This window comes from Myxococcales bacterium, from assembly GCA_016720545.1.
Lineage (GTDB): Bacteria > Myxococcota_A > Polyangia > Polyangiales > Polyangiaceae > JAAFHV01.
Genome location: JADKKK010000002.1, coordinates 73,463 through 88,162, shown reverse-complemented (window position 1 = coordinate 88,162; position 14,700 = coordinate 73,463). Strand labels below are relative to the sequence as shown.

At 72.8% G+C, this 14,700-nt stretch carries 13 protein-coding genes; 3 read left to right on the top strand and 10 right to left on the bottom strand.

The features are described 5' to 3' along the window. Window positions 1-46: 46 nt before the first annotated feature. The 4 genes from IPQ09_04395 to IPQ09_04380 are packed head-to-tail and all read right to left on the bottom strand — an operon-like array spanning window position 47 to window position 5,245. Window positions 47-2,005 carry a 3-oxoacyl-ACP synthase gene (locus IPQ09_04395; GenBank protein ID MBL0193459.1) on the bottom strand — a complete coding sequence of 653 codons (1,959 nt, stop codon included), beginning with the start codon at window positions 2,003-2,005 and terminating at the stop codon, window positions 47-49. Further along, on the bottom strand, window positions 2,002-2,739 hold the full coding sequence (locus IPQ09_04390) for a hypothetical protein (protein MBL0193458.1): 738 nt from the start codon (window positions 2,737-2,739) through the stop codon (window positions 2,002-2,004). The genes IPQ09_04395 and IPQ09_04390 overlap by 4 nt, the downstream gene beginning before the upstream one ends. Continuing rightward, complete coding sequence (locus tag IPQ09_04385) at window positions 2,736-4,976, bottom strand: 3-oxoacyl-ACP synthase (GenBank protein MBL0193457.1); 2,241 nt, start codon at window positions 4,974-4,976, stop codon at window positions 2,736-2,738. The genes IPQ09_04390 and IPQ09_04385 overlap by 4 nt, the downstream gene beginning before the upstream one ends. Next, window positions 4,973-5,245: a hypothetical protein gene (locus IPQ09_04380; GenBank protein MBL0193456.1), complete on the bottom strand. Its 273-nt coding sequence runs from the start codon at window positions 5,243-5,245 to the stop codon at window positions 4,973-4,975. Before IPQ09_04380 ends, IPQ09_04385 begins: the two co-directional genes overlap by 4 nt. A gap of 191 nt (window positions 5,246-5,436) precedes the next feature. On the opposite strand from IPQ09_04380, the gene IPQ09_04375 reads away from it, so the two are divergent. After that, entirely contained in the window at window positions 5,437-6,231 is a 795-nt protein-coding gene (locus IPQ09_04375) for an enoyl-CoA hydratase/isomerase family protein (GenBank protein ID MBL0193455.1), read from the top strand. 30 nt (window positions 6,232-6,261) lie between these two features. Here the strand turns inward: IPQ09_04375 and IPQ09_04370 are convergent, their stop codons facing one another. The 3 genes from IPQ09_04370 to IPQ09_04360 all read right to left on the bottom strand — a co-directional run bounded on the left by IPQ09_04370 (window position 6,262) and on the right by IPQ09_04360 (window position 8,275). After that, on the bottom strand, window positions 6,262-6,861 hold the full coding sequence (locus IPQ09_04370; GenBank protein ID MBL0193454.1) for an aminoacyl-tRNA hydrolase: 600 nt from the start codon (window positions 6,859-6,861) through the stop codon (window positions 6,262-6,264). 9 nt (window positions 6,862-6,870) lie between these two features. Then, entirely contained in the window at window positions 6,871-7,530 is a 660-nt protein-coding gene (locus IPQ09_04365) for a 50S ribosomal protein L25 (GenBank protein MBL0193453.1), read from the bottom strand. 160 nt (window positions 7,531-7,690) lie between these two features. After that, complete coding sequence (locus IPQ09_04360; GenBank protein ID MBL0193452.1) at window positions 7,691-8,275, bottom strand: tetratricopeptide repeat protein; 585 nt, start codon at window positions 8,273-8,275, stop codon at window positions 7,691-7,693. Window positions 8,276-9,113: 838 nt separating this feature from the next. Between IPQ09_04360 and IPQ09_04355 the strand changes: the two genes are divergently transcribed. Continuing rightward, window positions 9,114-10,310: a class I SAM-dependent rRNA methyltransferase gene (locus IPQ09_04355; GenBank protein ID MBL0193451.1), complete on the top strand. Its 1,197-nt coding sequence runs from the start codon at window positions 9,114-9,116 to the stop codon at window positions 10,308-10,310. Window positions 10,311-10,356: 46 nt separating this feature from the next. Here IPQ09_04355 and IPQ09_04350 read toward each other — a convergent pair whose 3' ends face one another. The 3 genes from IPQ09_04350 to IPQ09_04340 form a co-directional block, all read right to left on the bottom strand. Beyond that, the gene (locus IPQ09_04350) at window positions 10,357-11,091 is read right to left on the bottom strand and encodes a hypothetical protein (protein MBL0193450.1); all 735 of its coding nucleotides are present in this window, start codon (window positions 11,089-11,091) and stop codon (window positions 10,357-10,359) included. Continuing rightward, window positions 11,088-12,002 (bottom strand): hypothetical protein, encoded by a 915-nt coding sequence (locus IPQ09_04345; protein MBL0193449.1) that lies wholly within the window; start codon window positions 12,000-12,002, stop codon window positions 11,088-11,090. The genes IPQ09_04350 and IPQ09_04345 overlap by 4 nt, the downstream gene beginning before the upstream one ends. A gap of 94 nt (window positions 12,003-12,096) precedes the next feature. Then, the gene (locus IPQ09_04340) at window positions 12,097-13,674 is read right to left on the bottom strand and encodes a serine/threonine protein kinase (GenBank protein ID MBL0193448.1); all 1,578 of its coding nucleotides are present in this window, start codon (window positions 13,672-13,674) and stop codon (window positions 12,097-12,099) included. On the opposite strand from IPQ09_04340, the gene IPQ09_04335 reads away from it, so the two are divergent. Beyond that, window positions 13,673-14,677: a hypothetical protein gene (locus tag IPQ09_04335; protein MBL0193447.1), complete on the top strand. Its 1,005-nt coding sequence runs from the start codon at window positions 13,673-13,675 to the stop codon at window positions 14,675-14,677. The genes IPQ09_04340 and IPQ09_04335 overlap by 2 nt on opposite strands. The last annotated feature ends 23 nt before the right edge of the window (window positions 14,678-14,700 follow it).

Here is a 14,700-nt window from a genome sequence, read left to right as displayed (position 1 = left end):
GTGGCGTGAGAGCGCATGGCGGTGGGTAACCTCGGGAGTGCCCGTCTCATTCCTGACGGAGGCCGCGGCCGGCGGCGCGGAGGCGGACCTTACCAAAAACTCCCCAGGAGGGCCCGCATTCCAGGCAATCCGCGGGCGCGGTGGCCGCGAGCGGCAAGAGGGCGACGTGCGCGGGTGAGAGGGGCGCGCGCGGGGCGCCCGGGAGCGCACACGCCCACACCTCGGCGGAGAGCACCTCGGTCCAGTCTGCCTCGGCGGTGACGACAAGCGCGACCGCGCCGCTCGGGCCACTCATGCTCGGAGCGGACGCGGGGCCCACGTCGTCGACGGCGACGACGACCATGCGCTCGGCGTGGCCCGCGCGGACGAGCGTGGCGGCGACCGAGAGCGCCTCGATGCCGGCCGCGGAGCCGAGGCCGACCGCGAACCCGGGGCCCGTCAGATGAAACGCGATCGCGCACTCGCCGCACGGCGCGTTCGGCGACGTGAACGGGAAGCGGCGAGGCTCGGCGAACCGCGCACCCCGGCGCTTCACCGTGTCCCAGTAAAGCGCGTTGGTCTCGTGCGCCGCGAGGCCCTGCGCGACGACGATGCCCGCGCCTTCGAGGGGCCCCTCGGCGTCGGAGAGCGCCGCCAGCGCCCCGAGGGTGAGCCTCGTCACGCGGTCGGTGCGCGAGAGCTTCTCGAGCGTGCCCGAGCGAGCGCACAGCTCCTCGAGTGTGGGCTCGCGATCCACGTGCACGGCGCGGGTCGCGAACACGCGCCGCGTCGCCCGCGGACGCGCGGCGGTCGGAGGATCGAGCGAGAGCACGAGGCTCGCGTTCGCGCCGCCGAAGGCCGCGGAGAGCTTCAGCGCGCTCCGCGCCGTCGAGGGCCCGGCGACCGCGAGGCGCCGAGGAGAGAGCCCTTCCATGAGGGTCCCGTCGCCGGCCGAGGCCGGCGCGAGCCCACGAGACAGCGCGTCGAGGCAGGCGAGCGACTCGAGCGCGCCCGCCGCGCCGAGGGTGTGGCCGATCTGCGCCTTGAAGCCGTGCAGGGTCGCGGCGGCCGCGGCCGGGCCGAGCGCCGCGTCGATCGCGCGGGACTCCGCGGCGTCGTTGAAGTCGGTCGCCGTCCCGTGTGCGCTCACGATGCCGATGTCGCCGGGCTCCAGGCCGGAGCCCCGCAACGCGGCGGTCGCCGCCCGCGCGAGGCCACCGCCGTTGCGATCAGGCGCCGTGAGGTGCACCGCGTCGGCGGTCGCGCCAAAGCCCCGCACGTACCCGAAGACGTGCCCGCGCTGGCCCAACGGAAGCGGCGACGCGACGAGGGCGACGAGCGCGGCCCCTTCGCCTAGGACGAGTCCATCGCGCTCGGCCGTGAACGGGCGCATGACGCCCGAGCGCGAGGTCGCGCGGAGCGCCTCGAAGCCCGCCGCGACGAACACAGAGGCCGCGTCGTAGCCTCCGGCGAGCACCAGATCGCACGCGTCCTCGTCGAGCCAGGCGCCGGCGAGGCCGAGCGCGAGGGTGCTCGATGCGCACGCGCCAAGGACGAGCGTCGCGCGGCACGTCGGGAGCCCGAGCCGCGCGGTGAGGCGCCCGAGCCCTGCGAAGTACGTGAAGGTGCCCGGCGCGGCGAGCCGCGCGAAGTCGGCCTCGGCCGAACCGAAGAGGGCTTCGCAGGTGCGAAGGCCTCCGCTTGAGGTGCCGAGCGCGAGCCCCACGCGGAGCCCGCGCCAGCCGGGCATCCGCGCGTCGAGCCCGGCTGCGCAGCCGTCTGCGGCCTTGTCGAGGATCACGAGCGCCCGCTCGTCGTCGCCGCCTGGAGAGGGCGCCGAGCCGGGACCCAAGCCCGCGGTCACGCCCCGGACGCGCGCGACGTACGGCCGGGCGAGTCCCGCGGCCCCGAGCTCGTCGTCGCGCGCAACGGCGACCCGCGGCGGAGTGTCCAGCGCGTCCACGGCGAAGGCGGCCCGCCCCTCGCCGAGCGCGGAGACGGCGCCAAAGGCCACGATCGCGGTCACAGCGGCTCCTCGAACGCCGCGAGGTCCGGCACCTCGTCGCCGATGGACTCGATGACGACGCTCGCGCTCACGCCGCCGCGCGCACGGTAGAGGGCGCGGTCGCCGGCGCTCGGCCTCGCGGCCCACGCGTCGACCGAGAGCTCTTCGGTCTGGCCGCCGACGGTGCGCTCCGCCTCGACCCTGCCGCCCCGCGAGGCGCGGAACATCTCGACGGTCGCCGCGCCGTCGCGGAGCACCAGGTAGACTCCCTCGCGCGTAGGTTTGCCGAACAGGAGGCGCCCATCGAGCTGCGAAAGGAACCAGAAGCGAAAGAACGCGACGGGCAGCCCCTCGGCGTCGGGCCCGTCGACGCGGCCGCGCTTGTGGATGTCGGCCGCAGGCACGTCGAAACGAAAGCGCTCGCGCGTGAGCCAGGCGTCGAGGGCGGTCGCGCCGCCCGGGCCGAGCAGCTGCAAGCGCACGCTCTTCCCAGGCAGCACCGCCAGGCCGCCGCGCGCCGAAAAAGTACGCCCCGTGCGAGGTTCTCGCATCTCCACCGACACGACGAGCGTGTAGGGCGCGCGGGGGAGCTCGGCCCGGGCGGCCGCGAGCGAGGCCCGGGCGCGGTCCCAGTCGCGTTGCGACACGCGCGGGAGGCGGGTCAGATCGGGGCCCGCTGCGCCGCCGCAGCCCGTGGCGACGACGAAGAACGCGACCGACGCGGCCCGCGCGGCGGCGGACCGGCGGGGGCTCACCCGAGCACCACGGCGTAGCCGTTCGACCCCGCCTCGCCGACGACCAGCACGCGCGGGTACAGCCCGCTGGCGACGAAGCCGACCGCGGCGGCCAGCGTGATCGCCCCGGCCGACTCGTGAGCTCCGGTGGCGCCCTCGGTCGCGAGGCAGGGGCACGCGGCCCACGCAGTGCCGGCGACCACCGCAGCCCCGAGCGCCTCGGTCCGCGCGAGGACGAGGGACCCGTCGACAGGCACCTCGATGTCGGTCGCGGCGAGGGCGCCCGGCCCGGCGCGGAACGCGGTGGCGCTCAGCACCCGCGCGAGCACCGGCAGTCCTCGCTCCGCTGCGACGCGCGCGCTGGTGAGGGTGCACGCGGCCGCGCCCTCCGCGCGCTGCGGGCGCTCGCTCGGATCGCGAAACACGCGAGACAGGACGTTCTCGACGATGTCGCTCGCCTCCTCGACGCCGCCCACGCACACGCTCTCGACCTCACTGGACGCCACCATCTCGAAGCCCTGGAGGAAGCACGCCTCGCCGCTGGCGGCAAAGTCGCAGAGCGAGAACGCCGGGCCCGTGAGGCCGAGGTAGACGCTCGCGTGCCCGACGGGCGAGCTGGGCACGAGGTTCGGGAACTCCGCGGGGCTCGCCAGCCGCGGCCCCTTGTCGAAGACACGCCGCATGAAGCCCGCGGAGGCGTCGAGGTTGCCCCACGCGTTACCGACGAGCAACCCCACGCGCCCGGAGTGCGCCTCGGCGAAGCGCGGCGTGCCCACGAGCGCGCGCTCCGCGACGACCGTGACGAGGCGCGAGAGCCTGTCTAGGCGACGCGCGCGCGCCGGATCGAGCCACGCCGGATCGAGGGTCACCGCGCGCGCGCCGGCGATGGGCGCGTCGAGGAGCTCGTGGGTCGCGCGACCCTCGCGAAATCCGCGCGGCGTGAGCGCCGCAGCGCCAACCACCACGACCTCCTGGAGCGCACGCGCCGGCGCCGAGGCGCGACGGTCGGAAGCGAAGACCACGACCGTGTCCATGCCACCGAAGCCGAACGAGCTCGACGCCGCGACCGACACCTCCGCCCGCTCGGCGACGAGGACGTGCCGCAGCGGGCAAGCAGGATCGATCTCCTCGAGGCCGACGGTGGGCGGGAGGACGCCGTCGCGGAGCACGAGGGTCGTGAGGACCGCCTCGATGGCGCCCGCAGCGGCGAGCGTGTGCCCGAGCTGGGCCTTCGAGCTCGACACGGGGACCTCGCCGAGGCGCTCGCCGAGGGCGGCCGCGAGCCCGGCCGCCTCCATCGCGTCGTTCAGGGGCGTCGCCGTGCCGTGCGCGTTCACGTAGCCGAGGCTGGCCAGCCCGAGCCCCGCCCGACGCAGCGCCTCGGTGAGCAAGCGCGCGGGGGTGTTGCCCGTTGGCTCGGGGTTCGTGATGTGGTGGCCCTCGGAGCCGAGCGCCCAGCCCGCCAGAATACATCTGACCTTTACCCCACGGCGGCGCGCCGTGCTCGCCCGCTCCAGGACCAGGAAGCCCGCCCCCTCCCCGAGGTTCAGGCCGCGGCGGCGAACGTCGAAGGGGCGGCACGGCGACGGATCGCAGGCGGCGAGCGCGCCGAAGCCCGCCTGCGTGAGCCTGCAGAGGCCGTCGGCGCCGCCTGCCAGCACCACATCCACCACGTCGAGGAGCAGCCAGTCGGCGGCCACGGCCAGGGCGTTCGCGCCGCTGGAGCACGCGCTCGACAGGGTGCGCGTGCGGGCGAAGGGCCCAACCTCCCGATCGATCCAGGCCGTGGTGGAGCTTATGGGGTTCGACAGCAGCCGACGCCAGGCGTCGTCTTTGGTGGTTTCGCGCTCTTTGGGGTCGGCGAGGAGCGCGAGGAGCGACTCGGTCTCGAACATGCCCCCGGTGGTCGCGCCGACGACGAGGCCGATGCGCAGCCCCGCGGCGCGAGCTCCCCGGAGATCGGCGGAGCGCGCCGCCTCACCCGCCGCCATGAGGCCCATCTCGGCCGTCCGCGACCACGAGTCGTCGGGGCGGCTCCCGATGCCCGCCACCTCGGCGGCGAGGGTCGAGCGGTGCCCCGTGGCGTTGAACAGCGTGAGCTCGCGAACGCCGCGCCGGCCCGCGAGGATCCCCTCCCACGTGGCCTCCGCCGTGCCACCGAGCGCCGAGACGACGCCCACGCCCGACACGGCGATCCGAGAGTCCTCGTCGCTGCCGTCGGGCTCGAGCTCGCCGCCCTGCGGGTCTCCGGGATTCACGAGCTGGGGGAAGGGCGACCCTTCGCGATGTGCTCGGCGATGCCGGTCACCGAGCGGAAGATGCTGCGGGCCTCGGGGCCCTCGGGGATGGGCACGCCGAAGCTCTCTTCAAGGCTCATGGCGAGCTGAAGGGCGTCGAGCGAGTCGAGGCCGAGGCCCTCTCCGAACAGCGGCGCGTCGTCCTCGATGGAGCTCGGCACCCGCCCCTCGAGGTTCAGCTCGCGGACGATGAGCTCCTTCACTTCCTGCTTCAAGGGTGCGAGATCCATGGCCTCGGGCACCCTAGTGCCTCGACTTCACGAGTTCAATCCGAAGGTAGCGCGCGCGCGCGGGCCCGTCCGCTGGCGCTGGTCAGCGCCGGGGTGTTCGGGATACAACCGGCGTCGACGGAAGGCGGACGCCGAGGTCGAGCCTCGCGCGACGCGCAGCTGCGCCAATCGAGGCGGGGAGAGCACGACACATGGGAGCGCTGGTCAACTACTCCACGGACAAGGGCGTCGCGCTGATGACGCTGAACGATCCGCCCGTGAACTCGTACAGCTACGAGATGCTGAAGGAGCTCGACGCGTGCATCCTCGAGGCGCGCTTCGACAACGACGTGCACGTCATCGTGCTCACGGGGCACGGCGACAAGGCGTTCTCGGCGGGCGCGAACGTCAACATGCTCCAAGAGGCGGACGCGACCTTCAAGTACTACTTCTGCCTCCACGCGAACGAGACCCTCTCTCGCCTCGAGCAGACGCCCAAGCTCTGCATCGCGGCGATCAACGGACACGCGATCGGCGGCGGGCTCGAGGTCGCCCTCGCGTGCGACCTCCGCATCGCCCGCGCCGGCGATCTGCAAATCGGCCTCCCCGAGGCCCTGCTCGGCGTGCTCCCCGGGACCGGCGGCACTCAGCGCCTCGGTCGCCTCGTCGGTCGCTCGAAGGCGATCGAGTACATGATCGAAGGGACCAAGCTCGGCGTCGACGACGCGCTGCTCGCGGGCATCGTCAACAAGGTGTTCGAGGCCGAGTCGAACGAGGCGTTCATCAAGCAGGTGGTCGCCTACGGCCGGCGTTTCTGCCCCCCTACCGGCGCACCGCTCGCGGTCGGTCGTATCAAGCGGGCCGTGCAGTCGGGTCTCGAGGGCGGCCTGGAGCAGGGCCTCGCGCTCGAGCGCGAGCTGCAGGCGGAGCTGTTCCGCTCGAACGACGCCAAGGAAGGCTTCGCCGCGTTCACCGAGAAGCGCAAGGCGACGTTTCGCGGGCGATGACCTGCGGGCGTTAGCTCCGCGCCGCGTGCGTCACGCCTCGCCTCGTCTTCCGTTTCGCGGAGGTGCCTTGGCGTTCACCGCGCCCATCGCCGCGAGCGCGCCTTCACGCATGACGCGCTCGACCGCCCGACGAGCCTGCTCGACGATCCCGGGCAGCGCGGCGCGCTCGTCCGGGGCGAAGTCGCTCAGCACGTAGTCGGCCACGTCCCCGGCGAAGGCGGCGGGCGGGCGACCCACACCCACGCGGACGCGCACGAACTCAGGGCTGCCCATGCGCGCGATGAGCGAGCGGAGGCCGTTGTGACCCGCGTGCCCGCCGCCGACCTTCACGCGGACCTCGCCGAACGGGAGGTCGAGCTCGTCGTGGATGACGATGACGTCGCCGACCGCGCGCTTGTGGAAGACCATCGCGGGCTGCGCGGAGTCGCCCGACAGGTTCATGAAGGTCTGGGGCTTGAGCAGCACGGCGTCTGCGCCGTAGACGCTGCCCTTGGAAAAGAGGCCCGAGAACTTCTCGCGGAAGTCCTCGAGCCCGTTGTCCTTCGCGATCGCGTCGAGCACGACGAAGCCCACGTTGTGGCGGGTCTTCTCGTACTTCTTCCCCGGGTTGCCCAGGCCGACGACGAGCACGTGCCTGAGCTACTTCTTCTTCGCGTCCTTCGCGGGCGCAGCGGCGGCAGCCTTCGCGTCCTTCGCGGGTGCGCCCTTCGCGGGCGCGCCGGGGGCCGCGGCGGCCTCCTCGGTGCGATCTTTCTCGGGCGCGACCACCGAGATGATGGTCTGCTCAGCCGGGAAGCGGACGGCGACGCCCTCGGCGAGGCTGAGGTCCTTCGTGGCGATCGCCTCGTTCAGCTTGAGCTCGGTCACGTCGACCTCGACGTGCAGAGGGATGCGGTCGGGCAGGCAGCGCACGGGCAGCGTGCGGAAGACCTGGCGGAGGATGCCACCGGCGACGACGCCCGCGGCCTTCCCCTTCACCACGACCGGCACGTCGGTGTCGACCAACTGGTCGAGCTTCACCTCGACGAAGTCGACGTGGAGCAGGCTGCGCGTGACCGGGTGGTAGGAGTATTCCTTCACCATCACGAGCAGGTCTTTGCTGTCGATCGCCATCTTGATGACGGTGTTCTTGCCGGCCTCGCTGCGGAGGATCGCCAGGACGTCCTTCGGCGCGACGGCGATGGGCGTGGCGGCGAGCGACTTGCCGTACGCGACGGCGGGGATGTTTCCGGACGAACGAATGCGGCGAGCCGCACCCTTTCCGGAAGCGGGGCGGGACGTGGCCTGGACGTTGGGCATGGCGCTCATGACAAATCTTCTCCTCGATGGGTCCCGATAGGAGCCGCGCAGATCGCGCTCGAACGCTCCGAGAGGGAGGCGTGGGGGCTTAGCAAAAAATCCTGGGGGATGCGCGGAAAAAGCGGCGACCGCCGCGATTCTGGTCGCACCCGTGGCGCCCTCACCGGAGGAGGGCCGCGCACTCGCCCGTGGGCCCGCGCTTGCCTTGCTGGACGCACGATTGGTACGCTCGCCTCGCGTCGGCCCCGCGCCCCTTGCTGTCGTAGGCGGCGCCCAGGAGCAGCCACGCCTCCGCGTCCGTCGGATCGGCCGCGACCGACGCCTCGCCCGCCTGGATGGCCTCGGCGAACTTCCCTCGGTCCAGCGCGCGCTGCGCGTCTCGCTTCAGCGCCTTGGCGTCCTTCGCAGGCCCCGCGTCGGCTGCGGCCGCGTCAAGCGTCGTGGAGGGCTGCGTGGCCGCGTCGGCGGGCCCCGCGTCGACCGCGGACGCGCTTGGCGCAGGAGCTGCGCTCACCGCCGCCGCCGCGCTGACGGCGGCGCTCGGCACGACGGGCGCCGGCGCGCTGACGGCGGCCTGCGCGTGCGCCGGGGTCGCGGGCGGCGCGGGGGCCGCTGGGGGCTCCTCGAGCAGGCGTCGGACGACCGCGAGGGAGAACACCACGCCGAGCGCGAGCGCGATCCCCCGGACCAAGCGCTGCGATCGCGCCCGGCGCGCCAGGACCTCGGGGTCTTCGCGCAGCCGCACGCGTCGATCGTCGGCCGCGTCGGCCTCGATAGGAGGGGGCGGCAGCGACGACTTGCGAGTGCCCTCCCTGAAGAAGGCCGCCCCGATGGAGTCGCGCGCCCCGTCGGGCTCGGCCTCACCGCTCGCGTCAGCCCCCTCGGGCTCCGAGTCCTCCGCGTCCCTCGCTTCGGCTGCGTCCTGCTCCGCGTCCTTCGCGTCGTTCGCGTCGTCCGCGTCGTCCGCGTCGTTCGCGTCGTCGCGTCCTTCGCGTCGTTCGCGTCGTTCGCGTCCTTCGCGTCGGCCTTCGCGTCTGTGGCGTCTTTCGCGTCTTTCGCGCCCTTGGCCTCGGGTTTCGCGTCCTTGACCTCGGGCTTCGCGTCCTTGACCTCGGGCTTCGCGCCTTGCATCTTCGCGTCGATCGGCGTGGCGGGCTTCAGGTCCTTCACGTCCGGCCGCGCCGGCTTCGCGTCAGCCTTCGTGTCCTTGGTGTTCGCGTCGGTCGACGTCGCGGTCTTCGCGTCCTTCGCGTCGGCCTTCGCGTCCTTCGCCTTCGCATCGGTCGACGTGGCGGCCTTCACGCCCTTCGCGTCGCCGCCCGCGGCCGGGGCCTCGCGTGGCTCGCTCGCCGCCTCGGATGGCGGGGTGGACTGGCTTGCGCCAGGTGGACGGCTCGCTCGACCCTTCTTGCTCATTCTTCCTCGAGACGCCCCTCGCTCATGGACACGGACAAGTGCCTTTTCGCGCGTGTTGGCCCTCCCGTCAACGGATGTGCGCGGGCGCCACCATTTGCACGACGCCGCGGGCCCTCACCCTTGGATTCTGTTCGAAGGCAAGGCCAGCAGTACTAGTGTGCGGTCGCGTGAGCCTCGTCCTTACCTTGCACCGCCGCGCACACGATCCCGTTCGCCGCGGGCACCCGTGGGTCTTTCGCGAAGCGATCCTCCGCGCGCAGGGCGAGGCGACCACCGGAGCGGCCGCGACCCTCGTCGACGACACGGGGCGCACGCTCGGCTACGGGGTGTACGACGCGTCGTCGCCGCTGGCGGTGCGCGTGTGGGGCCCGACCCCCGTCGACGAGGCGCTCGTCGCTTCGCGCCTCCGCGCGGCGTTCGATCTGCGCCGGGCGCTCTTTCGCGACGGCCGCACCACCGCGTACCGCCTGCTCCACGGCGAGGGCGACCGGACGCCGGGCCTCGTCCTCGATCGCTACGGGGAGGTCGCGGTGCTGCGGACCGACGGCGACGCGGCCGCGGTGCTCGCCGACCGGCACGCCGCGACGCTGCGCGACGAGCTGCTCGGGACCGGAGTGACCACCCTCGTGAGCCGCCAGTCGGCGCGATCCCGCCGCGCCGAGGCGCCGCGCACCGAGGTGCTGTTCGGCGATCCGCCGCCCGCGCGCGTCGCGGTCACGGAGCACGGCGTGCCCTTCGAGGTCGACCTGGCCGAGGGACAGAAGACCGGCGCGTTCCTGGACCAGCGGGAGAACCGCGCGCGGGTCGGCCAGCTCGCCGCCAGCCTTCGACGGCGAGGCGCGCCGCCGGTGCGCGTGCTCAACCTGTTCTCTTACGCGGGCGGCTTCTCACTCCACGCGGCACTCGAGGGCGCGCACACGACCAGCGTCGACGTCGCCCCGCTCGCGCACAAGACCGCGCAGGCGAGCTTCAAAGCAGCCGGGGTCGGGCTCTCCGGCCACGCCTTCGTCGCCGCCGACGTGTACGCCTACCTGGCGGACGCGAAGAAGAAGGGGCTCTCCTGGGACATCGTGATCTCCGACCCGCCGAGCTTCGCCCCGAGCGAGAAGGCCGTCGCACGCGCGCTCAGCGCGTACCGGACCTTGCACGGTGCAGCCGCGGCCGTGCTCCGCCCAGGCGGCGTATTTTGCGCCGCCTCGTGCTCCAGCCACATCGGCTTGGAGGCGTTCCTAGGCACGCTGGACGACGACGCGCTCGGTCGCGCCGACCTTCGGGTGGTCGACGCGTTCGGGCCGCCGGCCGACCACCCCTCCCTCCCGGCGTTCCCGGAGGGTCGTTACTTGAAGCTCGTCGTACTTCGCTAACCCTTCGACATCGCAGTTATTTTCAGCCGAAGCCCCGCGCGGCGCGCTACTTCGTGACCGCAGCCTTCGGCGGCACGAGGAACAGCACCTTGCGCTGGTCGAGCTTGATGTCGCCGGGGACACCGACCACGTCGAGGAACGCGTTGTAGAACTGGGCTTCGCCCTTGGGCTCGACGGTCGTGTTCGTCTGCGGGATGACCTCGAAGCACACGGGCGTGCCGACCGTCACCGCGGTGAACGTGTCCTTGATACCGTCGCCGTTCGTGTCCTTCGCCGCGTGCGCGGGGCAGCCCTGCGAGGCGTCACCCTCGTCCTTGGCGCGGAGGGCCTTGATGAACTGGGTGGCGTCCACGGTGCCGTTCGCCGGGTCGTTGCGGGGCCGCACCACCACGTCGTAGGTGGAGCCGACGGCGATGGCCTTGATGGCGTTCACCACGCCCTGCCCGATGTTCGGCGAGGTCTTCGCGTATCGGAAGTTCAGGCGGCAGCGGCCGCCAGGGGCGCTGGGCGCGCGCGCCGCGCCGTTCACCCCCGTGCAGCACTGGCCGGCCGCGCAGCCCGTGAAGGAGGCAGGCGGCAGGTTCGAGGCCGTGGCGTCGGAGAGCGCGTTCGCCTGCGACTCGTTGCTCGAGTTGGGGTCCGACGTGAGCGCGACGAAGCGCGCGTTCGCTGTGGTGAACGCCGTGTTGAGCTGCGCGGTGGTGACGCCACCACGGGTCGCGTGCCAGGTCGCGTCGGTGATCAGCACGACGACCGGCACGGCCCCGGCGCGGAAGTTCACGCCGCCCGTCGTGCCCGCCGGGGGGTGTGGGCCGCGACGCTCGTCACCGCCCGACCGGTGAGCACGTGGAACATCGCCGGAACCTGCCCCTCCGGCTCGTCGCCACCACCCGTCGCGCTGAGGCGGCCGGCCGCCGCCTGGGCGAGCGTGAGGGTCGGCGTAATCGTCTGGAGCACGCGGACGAGCTCTCCTCCGTCGGTCTCGTCGCGGTGGGAGATGATCGACATGCCCACCGACGGGATGGCGGCCTGCAGCTGCGCGAGCAGGGTGCCCTGGAGCGCGGAGCGAATGCCGTTGATTTCCGAGGACATCGACCCCGTGGTGTCGGTCACGAAGGCCACATCGACCGACTGGATGTTCGTCTTGAACTTGAGGACGTCGGTCGTCGGGTTCGGAGCCTCGTTGAACGGCACGATGAAGAAGAAGTCGCGCTGATCGGAGCTCCGACGGATGGGGACGATCGTAATCTGCGCGCCCGCGGAGCCGCCGTCGGCCTTCGCGACGACGGCGGTGGTGATGCCGGGCGGCCCGGGAGGGAGCGTGGCGACCGACGTGAACGTGGTGCCGTTGAAGCTGCCGAGCTCGGGCTTCTCCAGCGAGAAGACGGCGCCCGCTGTGACGTCCTTGTCGCCCTCCTTCGACTTGCGGATCACCTTGAAGGCCTGCGTCGCAGGGGTCGGTGGGGTGGTGGCCGTGTCGATGAAGAGCACGGCGTTGCTCGGCTCGACCACGAGCCCGACCTCGGAGGGGGTGCCGAACGAACCGCCGCCGCCGCCGCCGCCCGCCTCGGGGCTCGAGGTCCCGCTGCCCGGAGGCGTGTCGCCGAAGAGGTCGGGCCGGGGCTCGCTAGAGCCACAGGCGGCGAGGAGCGCGAGAGCGACGACCTTCAGAGCCCGAGTGTGAGCGCGCATGAACACCTCCACGCCCGCGACCGCGCGGGATGACGAACCGTGACAGAAAACGCAAGTCGCGACCAGCGTCGTGACGCTTATGCGACACCCTACCTCATCCGCCGACGAGCCGCACGGCCGAGTAGATGATGGCCGCGAGCGAGACGAGGCCGAAGATCGGGAGCCCGCCCGCGACCGCCATCGGGTGCCGATCGACGAGGCGCCGCGCGCGCCCCAAGGCGCTGATCCAGAACGTGACCTTGCAGTCGATCGGGATGTGTCCGGCCGCACGCCGCTGGAGGCGCTTGAGCATCTCGCGGGCAGAGCGGTAGCGCCGCGCGGGGTCCTTCTGCATGCCTTTGATGACGAGGTGCGCCAAATCGGCCCCGACTCGGCCTTGCCGCGCCGAGAGCCCCCAGCTCGCGTCCCCGACGCTCGGCGGGCCCTCCTGCAGCACACCGGCGACCACGGTCGAGAGCTTGTCGCGCCCGTGCAGGTAGTGGCGCAGGGTGAGGAGCTCGTGGAAGAGCACCGACAGACTGTAGATGTCGCTCCGGGCGTCGATGTGGGCGGCGCCCGTGGCTTGCTCGGGCGACATGTAGAGAGGCGTCCCCACCAGCGAGCCCTGCTGGGTCACGTGCAGGCGCCCGCTCCTGACGAGCTCGGCCTCCCGTTCCCGGCTCTCCGGGAGCTCGGGCGCGCCCTCGGGACCGGCCACCTTCGCGATGCCCCAGTCCATGAGCACGACCTCACCGTACGCGCCGATCATCACGTTGGCCGGCTTGACGTCGCGGTGCACGACGCCGTGGTCGTGCGCGTACGCGAGCGCCTCGAGGAGCCCCACCATGAGCTGGACCCGACGCTCAAACGGGTACTTCGCGTGGGCCTCGGCGCTGCCCGCCGCGAGCTGAGCGATGATCGCCTCGAGGGTCTCGCCGTCCACGAACTTCATGACGAAGAAGAGCTGCCCGTGCTCGTCGACGCCCACGTCGTGGACTGGGGCGATGCCGGGGTGACCGAGCCTACCGACCGTGCGGATCTCCTCGGCGAAGCGCGCGACCGTGGCCTCTCCGGTCAGGTGCGGGAGCAGGCGTTTCAGCGCGACCACGCGCCCGATGTCGTTGTCGCGCGCGAGCACGACCTCGCCCATGCCACCCTCGCCGAGGCGCCGCACCTCCTCGTACCGCGGCCGAACGGCCTGGCTCACGTGGACCCGCCCGTCGCGGAGCTCGAGATGGGGCAGCACGGTCGACCGGACCCCGAACGTGCCGGCGGCTAGCGGCGCCTCGCTCGACGCCTCGACCTCGCCGGCCGACACGGTCGCGTCGAGCGCGAGGCTCGAGACCGCCGTGGCCCCACCTCGAGCGTCCACGGTGGCGAGAAATACGGCCGGGGGCACGATGACGGGCTCGGGCTCGCGGACCGACGGAGAAGGCAGGACCTCGGTGGCGGCGCTCGGATCGGTCACTTCGAGGAACCTAGCGGACCCTGCCCGACCGCGCCACCGGCGGCCGCACGAGCGGCGGGCGCAGCGCCCGAGCGCCCCGAGGTGGCGGTCCAGCGACGGCAGCAGCACGCGTCGGACGAGGTCTTCGAGGTGCGCGTCGGCGAGCGCGCCTATTCGGAGCTGCGCCCGGTAGCTCGCGAAGAGAGGGCCTGCGCTTCGCGCGGCCAGCCGGTATGGTGCGCGCATGCCTCGCCTCACCCGCAGTCTCGTGCTCCTGTCGGTCGCTGCGCTCGGGGCGTGCAAAGATCCGCCGGCGGCGCCCGCGGACGCCGCGCCGCCCCCTCCCTCCTCGGCGTCAGCGGCACCGGAGGCCTCAGCGCCGATCGAGGCCCCGCCCGTCGACGCGGGCGCGACCGAAGGCGGGGCTCTGCTCGACACGCCCTCGCGCCCCATGGTCCGCGGCGCCGGACACTTCAGCCTCCTCTTCGCGGCCGCGCGCGCCCTCGAGATGAAAGACGAGCAGAGAGACAAGCTCGACGCCGTCGCGAAGCCGTTCCTCGGCCTCCCCGAGCCGAAGGAGGGCGCGCGCGCGGTTCAGGCCGAGCTCGTCCGCGAAGTGAAGGCCGGGAAGATGGAGCCCGGGAAGCTCGACCCGCTCCTCGCCTCGCTCGAGAAGGGCACGAAGCAGCGGCGAGACCTCGAGCAGAGCGGGCTCGACGCGCTGCACGCGGCGCTCGACCCGGCGCAGCACAAGGCGATCGTCGCGGCGATCCGTCCGCGCATCGCCGTGCACGACGCGGCGAAGGCGCCCGCGCCCGACCCCACCGCAGACGCGCGCGTGGTGGAGCGCCTCGCGAAGAGCCTCTCCCTCGACGACGCCCAGCGGAAGCAGGCGGAGGCCTTCTTCCCGAAGGGAATGCAGCAGAAGGCCGAGGCCGACCGCGACGAGCGCCGCAAGCAGCTCGAGACCCTGCTTGCCGCCTTCGAGAAGCCGACCTTCAGCGCGCGCCGGCTCCCCGCTCCCGACGCGAAGCGCCTCCGCGTGCCCTTCCAGGAGCAGGTGAAGCTGCTCAGCCAGCTCGTGCCCATCCTGCGACCCGAGCAGCACGCCCGACTGGCCGAGTCGATGAGCCAGGGCCAAGGGGGGGGTCTCCTCGCCGGCCCGCACGGGCTCGAGGGGCCCAACGTTCCGCACGGCATGCCGCTGCGTCGCAGGCCTCACGGCGGCGGGCGACCCGACGAGCTTTAGACCGCGCGCGGTCGCGGGAGGCC